22 protein-coding genes are annotated in these 19,994 nt (G+C 65.1%); 11 read left to right on the forward strand and 11 right to left on the reverse strand.

Annotation, left to right across the window (positions count from 1 at the left end; genetic code table 11):
* Positions 1-102 precede the first annotated feature (102 nt).
* The gene (locus QOJ24_RS03335) at positions 103-483 is read left to right on the forward strand and encodes a LapA family protein (protein WP_526259079.1); all 381 of its coding nucleotides are present in this window, start codon (positions 103-105) and stop codon (positions 481-483) included.
* A gap of 112 nt (positions 484-595) precedes the next feature.
* Positions 596-1,342, forward strand: coding sequence for an SDR family NAD(P)-dependent oxidoreductase (locus tag QOJ24_RS03340; RefSeq protein ID WP_526259081.1), 747 nt, complete (start codon positions 596-598; stop codon positions 1,340-1,342).
* Positions 1,343-1,356: 14 nt separating this feature from the next.
* Here the strand turns inward: QOJ24_RS03340 and QOJ24_RS03345 are convergent, their stop codons facing one another.
* From QOJ24_RS03345 to QOJ24_RS03355, 3 genes are read right to left on the reverse strand one after another with little or no spacing between them, the layout of a single operon-like run.
* Complete coding sequence (locus QOJ24_RS03345) at positions 1,357-1,836, reverse strand: MarR family winged helix-turn-helix transcriptional regulator (RefSeq protein WP_526259083.1); 480 nt, start codon at positions 1,834-1,836, stop codon at positions 1,357-1,359.
* A 60-nt stretch (positions 1,837-1,896) separates the two neighbouring features.
* The gene (locus tag QOJ24_RS03350; RefSeq protein WP_526259085.1) at positions 1,897-2,925 is read right to left on the reverse strand and encodes a phosphotransferase family protein; all 1,029 of its coding nucleotides are present in this window, start codon (positions 2,923-2,925) and stop codon (positions 1,897-1,899) included.
* A 9-nt stretch (positions 2,926-2,934) separates the two neighbouring features.
* Positions 2,935-3,543 carry a histidine phosphatase family protein gene (locus tag QOJ24_RS03355; protein ID WP_526259087.1) on the reverse strand — a complete coding sequence of 203 codons (609 nt, stop codon included), beginning with the start codon at positions 3,541-3,543 and terminating at the stop codon, positions 2,935-2,937.
* Positions 3,544-3,581: 38 nt separating this feature from the next.
* Between QOJ24_RS03355 and QOJ24_RS03360 the strand changes: the two genes are divergently transcribed.
* Complete coding sequence (locus tag QOJ24_RS03360) at positions 3,582-4,343, forward strand: SDR family NAD(P)-dependent oxidoreductase (protein ID WP_526259121.1); 762 nt, start codon at positions 3,582-3,584, stop codon at positions 4,341-4,343.
* Between the two features lie 2 nt (positions 4,344-4,345).
* On the opposite strand, the gene QOJ24_RS03365 is transcribed toward QOJ24_RS03360, so the two are convergent.
* The 4 genes from QOJ24_RS03365 to QOJ24_RS03380 form a co-directional block, all read right to left on the reverse strand.
* Positions 4,346-6,223 carry an alkyl/aryl-sulfatase gene (locus QOJ24_RS03365; RefSeq protein ID WP_526259089.1) on the reverse strand — a complete coding sequence of 626 codons (1,878 nt, stop codon included), beginning with the start codon at positions 6,221-6,223 and terminating at the stop codon, positions 4,346-4,348.
* Positions 6,224-6,248: 25 nt separating this feature from the next.
* A complete protein-coding gene (locus tag QOJ24_RS03370; RefSeq protein ID WP_526259091.1) occupies positions 6,249-6,956 on the reverse strand; it encodes a Rieske (2Fe-2S) protein in 708 nt (235 codons plus the stop codon).
* The gene (locus QOJ24_RS03375; protein ID WP_526259092.1) at positions 6,953-7,447 is read right to left on the reverse strand and encodes an RNA polymerase sigma factor; all 495 of its coding nucleotides are present in this window, start codon (positions 7,445-7,447) and stop codon (positions 6,953-6,955) included. The genes QOJ24_RS03370 and QOJ24_RS03375 overlap by 4 nt, the downstream gene beginning before the upstream one ends.
* A gap of 126 nt (positions 7,448-7,573) precedes the next feature.
* Complete coding sequence (locus QOJ24_RS03380; RefSeq protein ID WP_526259094.1) at positions 7,574-8,074, reverse strand: DoxX family protein; 501 nt, start codon at positions 8,072-8,074, stop codon at positions 7,574-7,576.
* Positions 8,075-8,150: 76 nt separating this feature from the next.
* Here QOJ24_RS03380 and QOJ24_RS03385 point away from each other — a divergent pair, with 76 nt between their 5' ends.
* Positions 8,151-8,702, forward strand: coding sequence for a cupin domain-containing protein (locus tag QOJ24_RS03385; RefSeq protein WP_526259096.1), 552 nt, complete (start codon positions 8,151-8,153; stop codon positions 8,700-8,702).
* Here QOJ24_RS03385 and QOJ24_RS03390 read toward each other — a convergent pair.
* The 3 genes from QOJ24_RS03390 to QOJ24_RS03400 are packed head-to-tail and all read right to left on the reverse strand — an operon-like array spanning position 8,699 to position 10,000.
* Complete coding sequence (locus QOJ24_RS03390; RefSeq protein ID WP_526259098.1) at positions 8,699-9,112, reverse strand: hypothetical protein; 414 nt, start codon at positions 9,110-9,112, stop codon at positions 8,699-8,701. The genes QOJ24_RS03385 and QOJ24_RS03390 overlap by 4 nt on opposite strands.
* Complete coding sequence (locus tag QOJ24_RS03395) at positions 9,105-9,611, reverse strand: metallophosphoesterase family protein (protein ID WP_526259123.1); 507 nt, start codon at positions 9,609-9,611, stop codon at positions 9,105-9,107. Before QOJ24_RS03395 ends, QOJ24_RS03390 begins: the two co-directional genes overlap by 8 nt.
* 2 nt (positions 9,612-9,613) lie before the next feature.
* Positions 9,614-10,000: a nuclear transport factor 2 family protein gene (locus QOJ24_RS03400; RefSeq protein WP_526259100.1), complete on the reverse strand. Its 387-nt coding sequence runs from the start codon at positions 9,998-10,000 to the stop codon at positions 9,614-9,616.
* A gap of 94 nt (positions 10,001-10,094) precedes the next feature.
* Between QOJ24_RS03400 and QOJ24_RS03405 the strand changes: the two genes are divergently transcribed.
* The 5 genes from QOJ24_RS03405 (at position 10,095) to ponA2 (ending at position 17,463) form a co-directional block, all read left to right on the forward strand.
* Positions 10,095-11,438, forward strand: a complete 1,344-nt coding sequence (locus QOJ24_RS03405) for an adenylate/guanylate cyclase domain-containing protein (RefSeq protein WP_526259102.1) — start codon at positions 10,095-10,097, stop codon at positions 11,436-11,438.
* 42 nt (positions 11,439-11,480) lie between these two features.
* The gene (locus QOJ24_RS03410; protein WP_526259104.1) at positions 11,481-13,262 is read left to right on the forward strand and encodes an N-acyl-D-amino-acid deacylase family protein; all 1,782 of its coding nucleotides are present in this window, start codon (positions 11,481-11,483) and stop codon (positions 13,260-13,262) included.
* 1 nt (position 13,263) lies between these two features.
* Positions 13,264-13,863, forward strand: coding sequence for a TetR/AcrR family transcriptional regulator (locus QOJ24_RS03415; RefSeq protein WP_526259106.1), 600 nt, complete (start codon positions 13,264-13,266; stop codon positions 13,861-13,863).
* 97 nt (positions 13,864-13,960) lie between these two features.
* Positions 13,961-14,911 (forward strand): helix-turn-helix transcriptional regulator, encoded by a 951-nt coding sequence (locus tag QOJ24_RS03420; protein WP_526259108.1) that lies wholly within the window; start codon positions 13,961-13,963, stop codon positions 14,909-14,911.
* Positions 14,912-14,949: 38 nt separating this feature from the next.
* Positions 14,950-17,463 (forward strand): transglycosylase/D,D-transpeptidase PonA2, encoded by a 2,514-nt coding sequence (gene ponA2, locus QOJ24_RS03425; protein WP_526259110.1) that lies wholly within the window; start codon positions 14,950-14,952, stop codon positions 17,461-17,463.
* On the opposite strand, the gene QOJ24_RS03430 is transcribed toward ponA2, so the two are convergent.
* Positions 17,460-18,059: a hypothetical protein gene (locus QOJ24_RS03430; RefSeq protein ID WP_526259111.1), complete on the reverse strand. Its 600-nt coding sequence runs from the start codon at positions 18,057-18,059 to the stop codon at positions 17,460-17,462. The genes ponA2 and QOJ24_RS03430 overlap by 4 nt on opposite strands.
* A gap of 66 nt (positions 18,060-18,125) precedes the next feature.
* Here QOJ24_RS03430 and QOJ24_RS03435 point away from each other — a divergent pair, with 66 nt between their 5' ends.
* Together QOJ24_RS03435 and QOJ24_RS03440 are read left to right on the forward strand one after the other, a co-directional pair.
* Positions 18,126-18,920: an SDR family NAD(P)-dependent oxidoreductase gene (locus tag QOJ24_RS03435; RefSeq protein ID WP_526259113.1), complete on the forward strand. Its 795-nt coding sequence runs from the start codon at positions 18,126-18,128 to the stop codon at positions 18,918-18,920.
* 500 nt (positions 18,921-19,420) lie between these two features.
* Positions 19,421-19,994: PE-PPE domain-containing protein (locus tag QOJ24_RS03440; RefSeq protein WP_526259115.1), on the forward strand; the 574-nt coding region annotated here is incomplete at its 3' end.

Raw genomic sequence — 19,994 nt, forward strand, 5'->3', positions numbered from 1 at the left:
CATCGGACACTATCGGCATGTGTGGCCACCCGCCGCGCTTTACATTCAGCGTGAAAGTGACGAGTTGTTTCACTATCCGGCTGAAGGGGCAAAGATGAACCCATGACCAGCGATCCCGACCGGCCGTTAGCCGCGAATTCTCCGCTACCCGGCGAGCCTGCGCCACCGCCGCTGGCAGAACTTTCCGGGGTGCCCGCCGAGCCGGCGCATCGCCAGGAGTCCGCGGTGCACTTCACTCGTGCGGCCGCGCTGTGGTCGGCGCTGATCATCGGGTTCCTGATTCTGATCCTGCTGCTGGTGTTCATCATGCAGAACACCAACTCCATCACCATCAACTTCTTCGGATGGAACTGGAACCTGCCACTGGGCGTCGCGATACTGCTGTCAGCCGTCGGAGGTGGCCTGCTGACCGTTGCGGTGGGCACCGCCCGCATCGTGCAGCTCCGCCGAGCGGCGAAGAAGAATTTGAAGGCGCGCCCTTAATAGGCGGATCGCCTCGTCACTACGGGTGGAATAGATCCTCCCCAGTTTTGTTGACACGTCACGTAAACAAATTAACGTGATACGTCACGTAACAGATTCGAAGGCGGACATCATGGGTGTGGTACAGGACAAGGTCGCATTGGTCACCGGCGGCACGTCGGGCATCGGCTTGGCGGCCGCGAGCCGGCTCGCCCAGGAGGGTGCACACGTCTTCATCACCGGACGCAGCCGACAACGGCTCGACGAGGCGGCGGCCCAGCTCGGCCATGGCGCAACGGGTGTGGTGAGCGATGTGAGCGACTTCGCCGACATCGATGCGGTCGTGGACGCGATCCAGGGGCACGGCCACGGACTCGATGTGGTTTTCACGAACGCAGGCGGCGGAGAATTCGGGACGATCGCCGACGTCACCGTCGAGAACTATCTCGACACCTTCAACCGCAACGTCGGCGGAACCCTGTTCACAGTGCAGAAGGTCCTTCCGTTGCTCAATCGCGGAGCGTCGGTCATCCTGGCCGGCTCGACGGCGGCGTCGAAGGGCACGCCCGCGTTCGGTCTTTACGCTGCATCGAAGGCGGCGGTGCGATCGCTGGGCCGCACCATGGCCGTCGAGCTGGCCGATCGCGGCATCCGAGTCAACACACTGGTCCCGGGTCCGGTCGAGACCCCAGGGTTGGTCGGGCTGGCACCCGCAGGCGGCGAATCCGCGTTGTTGGCACAGATGGCCGAGGGTGTGGTCATGAAGAGGGTGGCCGATCCGAGCGAGATTGCCGCGACCGTCGCCTTCCTGGCCTCCGACGCCAGCAGCTTCATGACGGGCAGTGAACTGTTCGTCGACGGCGGCGAAGCGCAAGTCTGATCCCGGTGCCCGGGTCAATCGGGGCGTGGCAACGTCCCGTTCCGCAGGATGGTCTCGTAGACGCTGCCGAGCAGGTCGGCCAGTCGGTCGGCGGCCGCGTCGTCGAGGTCGGAAAAGAACAGGGTGCGAACCAGGTCGACATGCTTGGGGGCGGCGGACTGCAGCAGCCGCCAGCCCTGCGCGGTGAGCTTGGCGTCGGTGGCACGGCCGTCGGACTTCGAGCCGATTCGCTCGACGAGCCGCCTGCCCTCCATACGACGGAGCTGATGCGACAGCCTGCTGCGTTCCCAGCCGATCCGGGTGGCCAATGTGCTGGACTGCAACCGGCGCCCCGGCTCGTTCGACAGCGCAGTCATCACGGTGTACTCGGCGAGCGAAATTCCGGAGTCAGCCTGCAGCTGCCGGTTCATCTCGTACTCGAGCCGCAGATAGACCTGTATGTAGTTGAGCCACGTCCGCTGCTGCGTGGCGGTGAGCCATCGGCGCTGGGCCATGGCTCCCATCATCACCGTTAGTTGACACATCACGCAATGAGAAGAAAACGATGACCCCACCTAGCGCCCCAGCGCACTCAGCCCCTCGGCCATCAACGGGCCGACCGCCTGGTCGACTTGATCGGTGTCGGCCGCAACTCCGCCACCCATCCTCGCCCGGAACGCGATACCCGCGGCGATGATCGCCACCTTGAAGTAGCCGAGGGCCATATGGAAGTCCCAGTTGTCCAAAGACTGTTCGGCCGCAAGCGAATAGCGCTGCGCAAGATCGTGCGCCTCCGGCATGAGCGGCGACGCCCATGCCGAACTCGCGTGGATCACGTTGAACAATGGATGGCGGTACACGCACATCAGCGCGGCGTCGCTGATCGGGTCGCCCAGAGTGGACATCTCCCAGTCCAGCACCGCAAGCACCTTGGTGGCGTCGTCGACGTCGAGCATCGTGTTGTCGATGCGGTAGTCGCCGTGCACGATCGAGGCGCGGCTCTGTGCCGGAATCGCTTCTGCGAGCGCAGAATGCAGTCGTCGGACGTCGGCGTCGAAGGGATCGTTCTCGCGCTTGACCAGATCCCACTGCGAGCCCCACCGCCGCACCTGGCGCTCCAGATAGCCTCCCGGCTTGCCGAAGTCGCCCAGCCCGACGGCCGCCGGATCGATCGCGTGCAGGTCGGCGAGCACTTTGATCAATGCGTCGACACAGCTACTGATCGCCGCCTTGTCACCCAGCGCCTCGAGTTCGTCGGTGTGCCGGACGACCAGGCCGGGCACGTACTCGACCATCTGGAACGGTGCGCCGCCGACGGAGTCGTCGTTGCGCATGGTGACCGCGCGAGCGACCGGAACCGGGGTGTCGGCAAGGGCGGCCACGACCCGGTACTCGCGGGCCATATCGTGCGCCGACGGTGTCAGGCCGTGCAGCGGTGGCCTGCGCAGCACCCATTTCGACTCGTCGTCGCCCACGAGGAACGTCAGATTGGACCGACCGCCGGAAATCAGCTCAGCCCGCAACTCGCCGCTGCGCGGAATGCCCACCTCCCTGAGATGGCGATCGAGGGCGGCGAGGTCGAGCCCCTCCAGCGAAGTCGTCACCGGACTTGTCTACCACCGCTGATTTCGCGGCAGCAGGTCCCATACGTGTTCGGTGCCGTTGACCGCGGCGACATAGAGGTCGCCGCTGCGCGAGGACAGCAGCCGCGTGATGCCGGCGTAGTCGACGTTCACGCAGAGGACCTTTTCCGTGCGCAGGATGCCGTGCAGCAGTCCGTTGATCACCCCGCCGTGACTGAAGACCGCGACGGTGTCCTCGTGGTCGCCTGCAACGGCGATGTCTCGGATTCCTTCATTGATGCGGGCCAGGAAGGCCTCTTCGTCGACGGTGCTCGGCAGGTGACCGCCGGCCAGCCGGGCCAGCTCCTCGGGATACTCGGCGGCGATCTGCTCGATCGGGATGTAGTGCGCTAGATCGCGGTCGTACTCGGCGAGCCGCTCATCGATGTCGATCGTCAGTCCTCGCGCCGCAGCCACCGGTTCTGCGGTCTGCACCGCGCGCCGCTGCGGGCTGCTGACCAGGCGGGTGATCGGGAAGCGCGCCAACGCATCAGGCAGCCGGTTGGCCTGCTCGACACCGTCGGCGGACAAGTCGGGATCGGAACCCTCGCCAGGCTCACTGCGGTGCGGCAACGCATGACGGATGAGAAGCAACTGCACCGTGACACCATATGGCCACCAAAGCGAGGAGAGCTGATATGGGCTACGCCGACGAACTGTTCGACCTGACCGACCGGGTGGTGCTGGTCACTGGAGGCAGCCGCGGTCTCGGCAGAGAGATCGCGTTCGCCGCGGCGCAGTGCGGCGCCGACGTCGTGATCGCCAGCCGCAAGATGGAGTCGTGTCAGTCCACCGCCGAGGAAATCACCTCGGCCACCGGCCGCGCCGCCATGCCCTATCAGGTGCACGTCGGCCGGTGGGATGAGCTCGACGGTCTGGTGGATGCGGTATACCAACGCTTCGGCAAGGTCGACGTGCTCATCAACAATGCCGGGATGTCACCTCTGTACGAATCCCTGGACTCGGTGTCCGAGAAGCTCTTTGACGCCGTCATCAACCTGAACCTCAAGGGACCGTTTCGATTGTCGACGCTGGTGGGCCAGCGCATGATGGCCGACGGTGGCGGGTCGATCATCAACGTCAGCTCGAGCGGCTCGCGGCGGCCCCGGCCCGAACAGCTGCCCTATTCGGCGGCCAAGGCGGGGCTCAACGCGTTGACCGAGGGACTCGCCCTGGCGCTCGGGCCTACCGTGCGGGTGAACACGTTGATGCCCGGTCCGTTCCTGACCGACGTCAGCAAGGCGTGGGACATCCCCGCGACGACGAAGGGCGCACAGAGTTTCGCGCTCCAACGGCTGGGCAATCCGGCCGAGATCGTCGGCGCCGCCCTGTATCTGGCGTCAGATGCGTCCAGCTACACCAGCGGGTCGATCATCCGAGTCGACGGCGGGATGCCTTGACCCTACGGCTCGACGATGTTGAAGCCCGGATCCGGCCGATCCACCGCCGCGATGATCGACGGCAGCGCGTTGGCATCACCGGTGATCTCCAGGCCAGGCGAGTCGACGTCGCCGACCGCGAACGCGAGCAGCCGCATCTTGCTCGCCAGCTTGACGGTCGATTGCGCGGTTGACTCGTCGGCTGTCAGGTTGCGGTGGACCAGCACGCCGTTGCGCAGTGTCAGCCGGTAGTTCGTCGCGGTGTCGAGGAATGTCACGTCGACGGCGACGTCGAGATCCCAGGCGCGAGGGCCGTTGATGTTGATCGCGAACGTGTCGAACATCTGCTCTGGTGTCAGCTGTCCCATGATCGACGGCGACGCCGTCTGGGTCGGCGTGCCGAAGTTCCCTTCCCGCAGCTCCGTCGCCCCGGACAGGAAGAAGTTGCGCCAAACGGCGTTTTCGGCGCCGTATGCGAGCTGTTCGAGGGTGTCGGCGTACAACTCCCGGGCCGCGACATGCCCCTTGTCGGTGAAGACGACGTGGTCGAGTAGCGTTGCGACCCAACGGAAATCACCTTCGTCGAAGGCGGTTCGGGCAGTCTCGAGGACGCGGTCGACGCCACCCATCGCTTCGACGTATCGCGGCCCGATCGCTTCTGGCGGGTGTGCCCACAGCCGGCCGGGGTTGCCGTCGAACCAGCCCATGTAGCGCTGATAGACCGCCTTCACATTGTGGCTGACGGAACCGTAGTACCCGTGCGCATGCCACGCCTTCTCCAGCGCGGGCGGCATCTGGAATGTCTCGGCGATCTCGATCCCGGTGTAGCCCTGGTTCAGCTGACGCAGCGTCTGGTCGTGCAGATAGGAATACAGATCCCTTTGCAGCGAGAGGAATTCGACGATGCGGTCCTTGCCCCACGTGGGCCAGTGGTGAGACGCGAACACCACGTCGGCGCGGTCGGAATATGTGTCGATGGCCTCGGTCAGATAACCCGCCCACCCGTGCGGGTCACGCACCAGTGCGCCGCGCAGCGTCAGCAGGTTGTGCAGGTTGTGGGTGGCGTTCTCGGCCATGCAGAGCGCGCGGAACTTCGGAAAGTAGAAGTGCATTTCGGCGGGCGCCTCGGTTCCCGGCGCCATCTGGAACTCGATCTCGACGCCGTCGAACGTGTGCTTTTCACCGGTTTCGCGGATGTCGAGTGTCGGCACGATGAGCGCCACCTCACCCGTCGACCCCACCTGACCCAGCCCGCAACCCACCTGTCCCTGCGGTCCACGCGCCAGCACGGCGCCGTACATGTAGGCCGCCCGCCGCGCCATCGCGGTGCCGGCATAGACGTTCTCCTGCACGGCGTGATCGACGAAGTGTTCGGGCGCGATGATGGCGACCTTGCCCGCGTCGACGTCCGCCTGCGTGGTGACGCCGAGCACGCCCCCGAAGTGGTCGACGTGGCTGTGCGTGTAGATGACTGCGACAACGGGCCGATCGCCGCGATGCTCGCGGTACAGCGCAAGCGCGGCAGCGGCCGTCTCGGTCGAGATCAGCGGATCGATGACGATGACGCCCGTGTCGCCCTCGATGAAGCTGATGTTGGAAAGGTCGAGACCACGCACCTGGTAGACGCCTTCGACGACTTCGTAGAGCCCCTGTTTTACGGCGAGTTGGCTTTGCCGCCACAGGCTGGGGTGCACCGACGTCGGCGCATCGCCTGAAAGAAACGCGTAGAGGTCGTTGTCCCAAACCACCCGTCCGTCGGCCGCCTTGACGACGCAGGGCTCCATCGCGCCGATGAATCCCTTGTCCGCATCGGTGAAATCACGTGTGTCGTCGAACGGAAGATGGTCGTGCTGAGCGCGGTTCGCCGACTCGATGACGGGGGTTGGCGGCTTCTGGTCCATTCCCCGACCCTGCCACCAACCGTGGTCATGCGGGTTCGGTTGGGGCCAATACTTCGATCACGCCGTTGATTTCGCGCACCTCGAACTTCGGCAACGGTGGCGGTGCCGTCGGCAGCTGATGGGTGACCGTCTCACCCTCCAGTGAGAACGACGTCGAATGGCACGGGCAACGCAGCCGACTGTCCGGAGCGTCCAACCACAGCTTGCAGCCTTGATGGGTGCACACCCCCGAGACCGCCTCCACCTTCGCGTCGGCGCGGTGGACGAACCCGTTCACCGAGCCGAGATCGAATGCCATCGCGCCGCCCTTGGGCAGGTCGGCACTGGCACCCACGGCATGCCACGCACCGGCATTCGGGTCGAGTACGCCCTGTGCGGGTGGTGACGCCTCGGTAGGGGCACGCGGGGGTACCAACAGGTTGCGGCCGACGACGATGCCGGTGGCCGCTGAGGCAGCCGCGAGGCCGGTGCCGATGACGACCTGCCGACGGGTGCCCGACGGCCCCCACGACGACCGGCTTTCGGCCTGCGGTGCGTCGCCCATCTGGTCGGCCAACCGGCGGTGCAGGTCGGTGACGAAATCCTCGCGCGGCGAGTCGCTGCCTGTGCGGGCGGCACGCAGTTCGATGGCCGTCTTCATTTCCTGGGCCTCGACATCGTCGGGGCGTGCCCGCTCGATGCGCCGGCCTTGCAGCAACCCGTCCACGAAGCGGCGCACTGGTCGTCCGCTCACAGCGCCTCCTGGTTCATCTGCGCAGCCATCTGAATTGCCCGATGCTGCAAGACCTTGGCGTTCGCGACGCTGACACCCATCTGCCCCGCGGCCTCGCGAACTGAGAAGGCCTGCAGGAAGCGGAGTTCCAGGATGCGACGATACCGCTCCGGCAACGTCGTCAACACCTGCCGCACGCGGTCGGGTGCATCCGATTCGACGACTTCTCGTTCGCTTTGGTCGGGTACGTCGTCATCGATGGTGGTTATCTGCCTGCCCATCCGGTCTCGCCAGAAGGACGCGAGCACAGTGCGTGCCGTCATCTTCAGGTACTTGCGCACCTCCGGCACCGTCGCCGACACCCGCAGCGGCTTCAGCGCCGTCATGAACACCTCGGCGGTGAGGTCTTCGGCGTCGGGCTGGTTACCCACCTTCGAGTACATCAGCCGGTACACCCAGCTGGCGTTGTCCCGGTAGACCGCATCCCAGTCCGGATACGTCGCATCCGTCACCGCTCGCAGCCCTCCCTCGGGGCGGGACCTACGCGCCGGCCCGAGTCGAGGACGACGCGCCTCATTCTGGCTCGCGATCAACGCTCACCGTCCTCGAATCGACCTGGGAGGTTGCTGCGTGCCCTACTAGACCGCGGCACCGGTGACACGTGTCGATGAGCCGACGCGGTTCACCCGATCGTCGAACGAGTGACCACCTGCGCCGACGATGAGCAGGAAGATGCTGCCGCACAACATCGCGATCTCGAGTCGGCCTTCGTGGAAGAAGTCCCAGAAGCCGTGTTCCTTCGGGTACAGGGCCGCGCTGCCGAACAGCAGGGGGACCTTGGTGAAGGCGAGGGCGCCGATCATGTCGACGATCATGGGAAGCGCGGCCAATCGAACCAGCAGTCCGACGAGGATCGCTGCGCCGCAACCGATTTCGAACACCCCGTCCAGGTAGGCGGTGAAGGTCGAGAAGGGAATGTCGACCTTGGCGAATCGGCCGGGTCCGAGCATCTCGGGACGGAGAAACTTCAGGAATCCTTCACCGACGAAGATCAGCCCCACATAGAGCCTGATCCAGACCACCGCACCCGACGCTCGGGTGGCGGTCAGCGAAGCGATTGAGATTTGGCGCTGTGACATGGGGAAGTGCCTTTCTCGGTGGTTGTCCTACAGAGATAGGCAGCGGGGTTACACATCGCGGTGATTGACTGACAACATGGGTGTTCGTCGAGTGGTGACCGGCCACGATGAGTCGGGAAAGTCCGTGTTCGCGAGCGATCAGACCGTCGAGCCGGACCGTCCCGCGTTGCTCCCGTCGTCCGAGTTCTACCAACTCTGGGGCGGCGACACGACACCGCAGTTTCCCGACGACGGGTCGATGCCCGACTGGCACGCCTACTTCCCGCCCATTGGCGGCTTCCGCTTCGGCATGTTGACCATTCCGCCGCAGACGGGCGCAGCCGAACAGGATCTCGGCAATGTCGAGGAGGCGGTCGCCGACATCGAGGGCAAGCTTCCCGGTCTCCTGAGGTACATGGACCCCTCAGACCCCGGCATGCACGCCACCGACACCATCGACTTCGAGGTGGTGCTCGAGGGCACCGTCGTGCTCGAACTCGACGACGGCGCCGAGGTAACCCTCACCGTCGGCGACACCGTCGTTCAGAACGGCACGAGGCACCGGTGGAAGAACCCTGGCGACAAGCCGGCTCGAATGGCACTGTTCATCTGCGGCGCAGACCACGCGACGGTGGCTCCGCCGGCCTAACCGCCGTGCTCGGCAAGCCAGGCCTGCGCCCGACGCTCCGACGCCCGGGACAGCCACGCGTCGATGATGAGCTCGGTCAGTTCCTGGGTGCCGATCTCCGAGAGTGCGCTGGCCCGCACCAACACCGACAGGTGTCCATCGAAGCGGTCGGTCGTGAAGAACGGCAGGTTCGGGTCCTGAAGGAGCGCGAGCTTGTCGCTCTCGGATCCCACCCAGATCATGATCACGTCGGTCCAGCGCTCACCCGTCTCGGGATCCTCGGCATCGGGCTGTGGCGTGCGGAAGAACACGAACGACTTCCCTCCCACCTGATAGATGGTGTTGCCCTTCGGTCCCTCGATCCGCTTGACGTGCGGCATGCCCGCGGCGATCCGATGCACATCGGCGACCTTTGCCGGCCGGTCACGCACCAGGGCGCTCCAGGCGGTGCAGGGTGACGTCGGCCAGCGCACCGTCATCGACGCGTGCGGTCATATACGTGCAGAACGGTTGGCGGCGCCGATCCGTCGGCGATCCGGGATTGAGTAGCCGCAGACCCGTCGTCGCCGTGCTGTCCCACGGAATGTGGCTGTGCCCGAACACCAGCACGTCGGTGTCGGGGTACTGCCTGGCCATTCGGGCATCTCTGCCCGCAGACCCGCCGGTTTCGTGGACCACCGTGAATCGCACCCCACCGAGAGTGACGTCGGCACGCTCGGGCAGCCGCGCCCGCAGTTCGTCGCCGTCGTTGTTACCCCAGCAGGCGACGAGGCGATCCGCATTGGCCTCCAGTGAATCGAGCAAGGCCGGCTCCACCCAGTCGCCCGCGTGCACGACGACGTCGGCGCGGGCCACTTCGTCCCACACCCGTTGCGGCAGATCGCGCGCCCGCTTGGGCACGTGGGTGTCGGCGATCAGCAGCAATCGCATGGTCACCTGGGCGCGAGAAGCTCGGCCATTCTCGGCATCAGCGCCTGCAGGCCCTTGAGTGGCCGCACCATCACCTTGAAGGACACGATCTTTTCGGCGTCGTTCCATCCGATCATGTCGATGCCGTTGACGTACTTCCCGTCGAGGGTCGCGGCGAACTCCAGAATCGCCGACCGCTCGCCGTACCACTTCTGCACGTAGTGAAAGTCGGAGCCGTCGAACACTTTCGCCGCCGCGGACAGGTAGGCCAGGGTGGCGTCGCGGCCCTCCCCCGGCGTGAACACGGCCGGAGAGTAGAACACGGCGTCCTCGGCGAGCAGGCTCTCCAGTTCGGCAGTGCGGCCGTTTTCGATGATGTCGATCCAGCGTGCGATCACCGGTGGCGTCATGGCTTCAACCCTATCGCTGCCGCGCAGAACCCGGTCCTTAAAAAACGTGTAGAAGCACTGACCGTTAATTTGCTGCGGTGGGAGACTGGCCGCAATGGTCAAGCTGCCGGAGACACGGTACGCAAAGGGCCCGGGTGGGAATATCGCCTATCGGGTCGTCGGCGACGGCCCGATGAACCTGGTGATCGTGCCGGGGTGGCTCTCGCACGTGGACATACTGTCGGCGGACCCGGGATGGGACAAGTTCATCGGGCAGTTCGCCTCGTTTGCGCGAGTGATCCAGTACGACAAGCGTGGCACCGGTCTCTCCGATCCGATCGACACCGTGCCCACTCTCGAGAGCAGGGCCGACGACCTGCGCGCCGTACTCGACGCGACAGACAGCAAGCGGGTGGCGCTGTTCGGATTCTCTGAGGGCGGGCCGATCAGCGTGCTGTTCGCCGCTACGTACCCCGAGCGGGTACAGGCGCTCATCCTCTTTGGAAGCTATGCGAACGGAACCATCGAAGACGACGGCTCGCCCGGCCGCCGCAGGTGGATTCGACTGATGGCGCGGGTCCAGGACTCCCTCGAGCACTGGGGCGAGGGCCATACCGTCGATTGGGCGGCGCCCAGTCTCTGCCATATCCCCGAGTATCGATGGGGCGTGGGCACATTGGAGCGGGCAGCCATGAGCCCTGCGATGGCGCAGTTGACCCTGAACGCGGTACTTCAGAAAGCCAACGTCCAGGACATTCTTGGCAGCGTTCGGGTGCCCACGCTGGTTCTGCACCGCACGAATGACGCCATACCCGTGGAATTCGCCCGATACATGGCCGACGAGATCCCGACGGCTCGGTTCGTCGAACTCGACGGCGCAGACCACTTCCCGTCAGTCGGCGACTTCACTGCGATCACGGATGAAGTCGAGGAGTTCCTGACCGGCGAGCGCCACGAACATCCCGCCGATCGGGTCCTGGCCACCGTGCTCTTCACCGACATCGTCGACTCCACCCAGCGGGCGGCCGAACTCGGCGACCGCCACTGGCGGGGAGTACTCGAGCGCCACGACGCGCTCACCCGCGCGGAGGTCCGCCGCTTTCAGGGGCGCGTCGTCAAACACACCGGCGACGGCTTCCTTGCCACATTCGACGGACCTACTCGAGCCGTTCGGTGCGCCGCCACCATCGCCGACCGGATGCCGGAGTTGGGCATCGATGTCCGAAGCGGCCTGCACACCGGCGAGTGTGAGCTTCGCGATGACGATATCGGCGGGATCGCCGTTCACATCGGAGCCCGAATCGCTTCGCTGGCGAAGGCTCGTGAGGTACTGGTATCGAGCACCGTCAAGGACCTCGTGAACGGTTCGGGAATCGACTTCCAGGACCGGGGCACGCACAGCTTGAAGGGCGTGCCAGGCGAGTGGCGGGTCTTCTGCCCCCAGGGAATCCCGAGTTAGAAAAGATTGTAAGCACTCACTATCTTTGATACGGTCGTCCGCATGACTTACGACGTGATCGTTCGCAACGGCCTGTGGTTCGACGGCACCGGCGCCCGCCCACAACGCCGCACGCTGGGCGTTCGCGACGGCATTGTCGTCGCGGTGTCCGCCGAACCGCTCGACGAGGCAGGTTGCCCCGACGTCATCGACGCTGACGGGAAGTGGGTTCTCCCCGGCTTTATCGATGTGCACACCCACTACGACGCCGAGGTGCTGCTCGATCCGGGCCTACGCGAGTCGGTCCGGCACGGCGTCACCACATTGCTGCTTGGCAACTGCTCGCTGTCCACCGTCTATGCCGACTCCGAGGACGCCGCCGATCTGTTCAGCCGCGTGGAGGCGGTGCCGCGCAAGTTCGTGCTCGGCGCCCTGGAAGCACACAAGACGTGGACCACCCCTGCCGAATACGTCCAGACGCTCGACGACCTCCCGCTCGGGCCCAACGTCAGTTCCATGTTGGGGCACTCGGACCTTCGCACATCGGTCCTCGGACTCGAACGCGCTACCACCGAAGGCGTCGAACCCACCGAGGCCGAACTCGATCAGATGGCGGAGTTGCTCGACAAGGCGCTGGAAGCGGGTCTGCTCGGCATGTCGGGCATGGACGCGGCGATCGACAAGCTCGACGGTGACCGGTTCCGGTCACGCGCCCTTCCGTCGACGTTCGCAACCTGGCGCGAACGCCGCAGGCTGATCAAGGTGCTGCGTAGACGCGGTCGCATCCTGCAGAGCGCGCCCAACACCAAGAACCCGCTGGAGGCGTTGAACTTCTTCCTCACCAGCAGCCGGATGTTCGGCCGCAGGCGGGGTGTCCGGATGAGCCTGCTGGTGTCTGCGGACGCCAAGTCCAACACCGGCGCCGTGCATGTGTTCGGCCCCGGCACAAGGATTCTCAACAGGCTTTTCAACTCGTTCGTCAGGTTCCAGCACCTGCCCGTCCCGTTCGAGCTGTACTCCGACGGAATCGACCTGCCCGTGTTCGAGGAGTTCGGCGCGGGCACCGCGGCCCTGCATCTGCGCGATCAACTGGAACGCAACGAGTTGCTCGCCGACCCCGAGTACCGCCGCCGGTTCCGCGCGTCGTTCGACCGCAAGAAGCTCGGGCCCACGCTGTGGCACCGCGACTTTCACGACGCCACCATCGTCGAGTGCCCCGATACCACTCTGATCGGCAAGAGCTTCGGCCAGATCGCCGACGAACGCGGACTGCATCCGCTTGACGCCTTCCTCGACGTACTCGTCGAGAACGGTGAACGCAACGTGCGCTGGACGACGATCGTCGCCAACCACCGGCCCAAGCATCTGAACGCGCTCGCCATCGATCCCTCGGTACACATGGGCTTCTCCGACGCCGGTGCGCATCTGCGCAACATGGCGTTCTACAACTTCGCCGTGAAGCTGCTTCGGCGGGTCCGCGACGCGGAGCTGGCCGGAAAGCCGTTCATGACGGTCGAGCACGCGGTGTACCGGCTCACCGCCGAGGTCGCGGAATGGTTCGGCCTGCCCGCGGGCACGCTGCGAGAAGGCGACCGCGCCGACTTCGTCGTCATCGACCCGGCCGGCCTCGACGACTCGGTGGACAGCTACCACGAGGAGAAGGTGCCGTTCTACGGCGACCTGTCGCGCATGGTGAACCGCAACGACAGGGCCATCGTCGCCACGGGCGTCAACGGCGTGGTCGTATTCCGCGAGGGCCAGTTTCGTGACGGCTACGGGGAGACGGTCAAGTCCGGAAGGTTCCTGAAGGCCGGCCAGCCCGCGCGAGAATCCGTCTCGGCCTGAGATGGCCAGAACCCAGCAGGAGCGCCGGGAGGAAACGATCGCCCGCCTCCTCGACGCGAGCATCGCCACCATCGTGGAAGTCGGCTATGCCCGCACCTCGGCGAAGGTCGTCGCCCAGCGAGCGCAGGTGTCCGACGGTGCTCTGTTCCGGCACTTCCCGACCATGGGCGACCTCATGGCGGCGACGGCCTACGAGGCCGGTCGGCGGCAGCTCGAGGTAGCCGCCAAGCGCATCGCCGACATTCCGTCCGACAGGCCGGCCATCGAGGAAATCCTTGCCATCATCCGCGACCTGACGGGCAACTCCACCAACACCGTGATTTACGAATTGATGGTCGCCGCGCGCACCGATGAGAAGCTGCGGGACACACTGCGAGAGGTGATGACGACATACGTCGCCAAGATTTACGAGGCCGCCCGCGTGGTGCCGTCGGCCGAGGAGATCGAGGCCTTCGGAGAAGAGAACTTCGCAGGCCTGGTTGCGGTCCTGATCAACACATTCGATGGCGCCGCCATGTTCCGGCATGTGCTCTCACATCCCGACATCGAGCAACGGCGGATCCCGATTCTGCTCTCGCTCTTGGACGGCGTGCGCCGGTAGCGGATTGCTAGCAAACTTTCGACCTTGACGCGCCTGTCAAATCCGGCTAACTTTGCCAGCATCAGGCGGCACCACGACTTAAAGCGCTAGGGGGGTCGTGACGGGTACTTTCATTATCGACAGCTACGACATCGGCGAGGCCGAAGAGTTTCTCTCTACCACGTACACCAAGCTCCGATTGAGCGAACAATCCAACGGAGCGCCCACCAGAACTCGGGTATGGCGAACGCAAATCGGATCGCTAACGGTCGATGACTTCGAGTACAGCTACGACCTGCGATACGAAGCAGAGCCCATGCAGACCATTCTGCTGTGCCGGGTGCTCAAGGGTGCGATCGAAGACCACATACCCGGACGGCAGCCCGAGATGTTCACGACGGGCGAGGCGGCGGCTATCGGCGCGCTCGACGGCATGGCATACAGCGGCTTCGTCCACCGAGCCACCTTCACTGCCATTTCCATCGACCGACGCCTGCTGAGCGAGGTGGCCGCGCCGTCACAGGGCGGTTCGGCGGTGCAACTGACGTCGTCGGCGCCGATTTCGGCGGACGCGAGTCAGCACCTCGTGGAGGTCATCGACCACGTGCGGCACACCGTGGTCAACGCCCCCTCGGCGCAGGCGCCTTTCCTGGCCGGGTCCGTCGCCCGATATCTCGCGGCCACGATGCTCACCGTGTTCCCGAACAACGCCGTCATCGAGCCCACCGTCTCAGACCGCCGGGACAGCACATCGGCGCTGCTGCGTAGCGCAATCGCCTTCATCGAAGACAACGCGGCCAACGACATCTCGCCGGCCGCCATCGCGGCGGCAGTCAACGTGACACCGCAGGCGCTGCTGAACATGTTCCGGGTGCACCGGGACTGCAGCCCGATGGAATACGTTCGCAGAGTTCGGCTGCACCATGCTCACCTGGAACTCGTGGCAAGCGATCCCGAGACGACGAGCGTCGCCGACATCGCGCGGCGCTGGGGTTTTCACCAAATCGGCCTTTTCATGCGTCGTCACGCCCAGGTTTACGGCGGCGGACCCCATACCCGTGACCCCTAGTCGGCCTCGATGCTCGCCGGGCTGAATACGCTGTAGGCATGTGGGAACAGCGCAGGGCAATTGCAATGCCCGCCAAGCTGATTCTGTACATCTTGACCGCAGGTCTGATCGTCGCGGGGTTGGTTTTCCCGATTGTCGGTGGCGCGGGTGCCGTGGCCAACCGTCTCTCCGACGTGGTGGCGCAGGACTCGGCTCAGCTCCTGGAGGGCGAGGTGCCGATCGTCTCCACGATGGTCGACACCGCAGGCAACCCGATCGCGTGGATCTACACCCAGCGTCGGTGGGTCGTTCCCGGCAATCGCATCGCCGACACCATGAAGCTGGCAATCGTCTCGATCGAGGATCGGCGCTTCGGCGTGCACAACGGCGTTGACCTGCAGGGGTCGCTGACGGGTCTGGCGGGCTATCTGCGGGGTGCCGTCGACACCCGCGGTGGCTCGACGATCGAACAGCAGTACGTGAAGAACTACAACTTTCTGGTGAACGCCAGCAACGAAGCCGAGCGCCGCGCGGCGATCGAAACCACGCCGGTGCGCAAGCTGCGCGAGATGCGGATGGCGCTCGAACTCGACAAAGCCCTTCCGAAGGCCGAAATCCTGACCCGGTATTTGAACCTGGTGTCGTTCGGAAACGGCAGCTTCGGCGTCCAGGATGCCGCGAAGACCTACTTCGGCATCAACGCGGTGGACCTGAACTGGCAGCAGTCCGCGCTGCTGGCGGGGATGGTGCAGTCGACGAGCGCGTTGAACCCCTACACCAATCCCGAGGGTGCCCTGGCGCGAAGAAATATCGTTCTCGACACCCTGATCGACAACGTCCCAGACAAGGCGGACGAGATCCGGGCCGCCAAGGCGAAGCCACTTGGCATTCTGCCCAACCCCAACCAACTACCTCAGGGCTGCATCGGGGCCGGCGACCGCGCTTTCTTCTGCGACTATGCGCTGTCCTATCTCGCTCGTGCCGGCATCGGCAAAGATGACCTGGCGCGCAACGGATACCTGATTCGCACCACGCTGGATCCGAAGGTGCAGGACTCCGTGAAACAAGCCATCGACAAGGTCGCAAGCCCGTCCCTCGACGGCATCGCGAGCGTCATGAGCGTTATCAAACCGGGTAGAGACATCCACCGCATCCTTGCGATGGGCGACAACCGCACCTACGGGCTCGATCTCGGCGCAAGGCAGACGGTTCAGCCGCAGCCGTTCACGCCGGTCGGCGACGGCGCCGGATCTGTTTTCAAGATTTTCACCACGGCGGCGGCGCTCGACGCAGGGATGGGCATCAACGCCCAACTCGACGTCCCCGCGACGTTCCAGGGGGCCGGGCTCGGTGACAGCAACACCCCCGGATGTCCGCCGCGTACGTGGTGCGTCAAGAACGCCGGCGGCGGCGGCCGCGGCCAGATGAGCGTCACCGATGCACTCGCGCAGTCGCCGAACACCGCGTTCGCGAAGCTGATCCAGCAGGTCGGTGTTCCGAGGGCCGTGGATATGGCGGTGCGGCTGGGCATGCGGTCCTACGCCGAGCCGGGAAGCGCGAGGGACTACGACCCCGACAACTTGGGCAGCCTCGCCGACTACGTCAAACAGCAGAACCTCGGCTCGTTCACGCTCGGGCCGCTCGAGCTGAACGCACTCGAACTGTCGAACGTGGCAGCCACCCTGGCCTCGGGCGGCATGTGGTGTCCGCCGAACCCGATCGACAAGATCATCGACCGTAGCGGCCGGGAAGTGCCAGTCCCACAGGCGAAGTGCGAACAGGTGGTGCCCGAAGGCCTGGCCAACACGCTGGCCAACGCGCTCGGCAAGGACCACACGAGCGGGACGGCGGCCAGTTCGGCAGGCTCGGTCGGCTGGAATCTCCCGATGTCCGGAAAGACGGGAACCACGGAGTCCCACCGGTCATCCGCTTTCCTGGGGTTCACCAACCAGTACGCGGCTGCCAACTACATTTTCGACGACACCCCTACCCCGTCGGAACTGTGCTCGTGGCCGCTGCACAGATGCTCGAGCGGAAATCTGTACGGCGGTAATGAGCCCTCCCGCACCTGGTATCTCGCGATGAAGCCGATCGCCGAGGACCTCGGCCCGGTTTCGATGCCCCCGACCGATCCGCGCTATGTCAACGGCGCTCCGACCGTTCCGTTGCCGAGCATCACCGGCCTGAAGTTCGACGCCGCGCGTAAACGCCTGCAGGACGCCGGTTTCCAGGTCGCCGACCAACCTTCGCCGGTCGACAGCTACCTGTCGAAGGGCTCGATCGTGGGCACCTCGCCCAAGGACAAGGCGGTTCCCGGCTTCCTTGTCACAATCAATACGAGCAACGGCGTCGCTCCTGCGCCGGTGTACTACCCGCCCCGTGCGCCGCAAGCACCGCCGCCACCGCCTCCGGATGCCGCGCTGCCGCCGCCGCCGCCCCCCGACGTCGTCAACCCTTTCGGGCTGCCGCCGTTTCTGCTGCCACCCCCGCCGCCTCCGCCGGAGCCCGCACCGCCGCTGCCAGGCCCGCCGCTGCCCGGCCCGCCGCTCCCGGCGGCACCGCCGCCCCCTTAGTCGGAGCCGGGCACAGGCCACTCCCACCTCAGCTCGAGCCACGAAAGCCGAAGCTTCTCAGCGGGTTTCGGGGCGCGTACGACTACGCTGGCCTGCATACGCGCGCCTGCGGCGACGGGTTCGCTGATCGGGGCTGTGCCGGCGCCGCATTCGGGATAAGCGAGGAGGTCGGGCAGGGTCCCGTCCGCACCGTCGACGCTCCAGTTCCGCAGTAGCAAAGCGTCTGCCGAGTCAGGGAATTCGAAAGTCTTGTTGCTCGAGAACGCCTCGATGTCGAAGCGCAGGAACTGTTGATCCGCTCCGGGACGTTCGGCGGCGTCGCAGGGAGCGCCCTGCTGGATCGCCGTCACGGTGAAGTTCAGGTCGCAGGGTTTCTCCGAGTCATCGGGGCAGTTCAGGCCCGCGGGCTCACCGACCTTCTTCTCGATGACACCCTCGGCGTAGGTGGGCCCGAACGCCTGCCTCGGTGCGGGTGCAGTGCTCGAGCCGGTCGACTGACCCGACGTGTCCGCTTCGGGCGCGTCGTTCGACCCGCAGCCAGCAACCGCAACGACGGCGATCGCGGCAAGCACACATTGCACCCCTGTTGATGTCATTGGTCAATAATGACCGCGCCCGCTCGATTTCGGACGCCGAATTCCCATGCGCCCTATGCTGCGACGATGCAACTCGATGGCAAGCGGGTACTGATCACTGGGGCGTCACGCGGCATCGGAGAGGCGGTCGCAGAAAAGTTCACCGAGGCGGGTGCAGCCGTGGCGCTCGTGGCACGCAGCAAGGACACGCTGCAGGAAGTGGCCGAACGGTTCGGCGGCACCGCGCATGCCGCTGATCTGTCAGACCCGGCACAGGTGTCCGGTCTGATCGATCGGGTCGAGAACGAAGCGGGTCCGGTCGACGTGCTGGTGAACAACGCGGGCAGCGGAGTCGCGCAAGGGTTCACGGATGCACCCGAAGACGCGCTTCGCATGACCACCGAACTCGACTACCTCGCACCGGCAGAGTTGTGCAGGCAGGCGATTCCACGCATGCTCCGACGCGGCGGGGGCCACATCGTCAACGTGTCGTCGCTTGCCGGAATCGGCGTGTATCCCGGCCTCGTCACCTACTCGGCGGCCAAGGCGGCGCTGTCCCACTTCACCGCGGGTCTGCGTGCCGACTACCGCGGACTGCCGATCGGCACCACGCTTGTCGAGCTTGGTCCGGTACCGACCGATCTGCTGGCAGGAGCCGATGACTACGGACCGACCGCGAAGGCATTCCAGCGGTTCTATCGTTTGCAGCTATCCGCAGCGGTGCCCCGCGAGAAGGTGGCCGCCGAAGTAGTCAGGGCCGTCCAGAGAGGCAGGCGACACGTCCGGCTTCCCAGGCGAGCGGCGGCGTCCGCGATGCTCGTCGAAGCACCAAGGAGAATCACCGAACTGGCTCTGTCGGGCGTGCCACATCGAGAAAGCTGAGCGCGCCCGAAAGGGATTCGAACCCCCAACCTTCTGATCCGTAGGCACAGGCGAATGGTGTGACCAGGCACGACCTACATCCCGGTGTGGTGTAGTCGTAGGTGCGGCGATGCTGGACTGTCGTCGGCGTTGTCGTCAGAAACGTCGGGCGCACGCCCACGACTCTCGTCAAACCCGTTAGCCGATCGGCGGAGTACAAGCAGGTGACGGTGCTGTTCGCGATGACAGCGTCCTGTGGGCTCGTGACCGCGTTGTTCCACCAGGACACGGTTTGCTATCAGGCCATATATCGCTCGACTAAGTAAAGCCGAGCGATTGGTTCATGCGCCGAAGTGCTTGCCGCGAAGGCAGCGGTATTGGAAGCGACAAACTTAGCCACGGGGGGTGACACGGGGGCCGACGTCGTGCATAATTCTCGTATACCGCGAGGTGGGGGACGGGTCAACTGTTTCTCGCGGACATCTGATTTTAATCACTTCAATTGCGGGGGAAGATCTCACATGCGTTTTGCCGTCCGATCAATAGGTGTGGCCCTGCTGGCCCTCCTCGCGGCCCTCTTGTTAGCGCTCACATCGACGATGACCAACGCGTTCACGCTGGCAGCCACCGTGTACATCGTGAAGGGCACCAACAGCGCGTTCAATCAGATCCCGGACTCGGCGTACCCACAGTTCGCCCAGCTTTACGACGCCCGTTCCGGCCTCGACAACACTCCACCCGCTGCATCGCAGTTTCCACCGAGCAACACGATCCTCGTCGACTACCCGGCGACCTTTCGTCCCGTCACGCCGCCTGGCTACATCTTCTCCCCGACATTTGACCAGTCGGTCACCGCGGGAGTGACGGAGCTTGAGCGGCTGAGGCCGGTAAATTCGACCACATCAGGGGACATTCTCTGGGGTTACTCGCAGGGCGCCACGGTAGTCACGATGTACAAGCGGGACTACAACGCCGCATATCCGGGTACGGGAGCTACACCAGTTCCGCCCAAATTCGTCCTCGTCGCGAACCCGAACAGGCCAAACGGCGGAATCCTCGAGCGTGGCGTGGCGCTGGGAACCGTCCCGATCTTGG

Origin of the sequence: Mycobacterium sp., assembly GCF_032159775.1 — a bacterium.
Taxonomy (GTDB): domain Bacteria; phylum Actinomycetota; class Actinomycetes; order Mycobacteriales; family Mycobacteriaceae; genus Mycobacterium.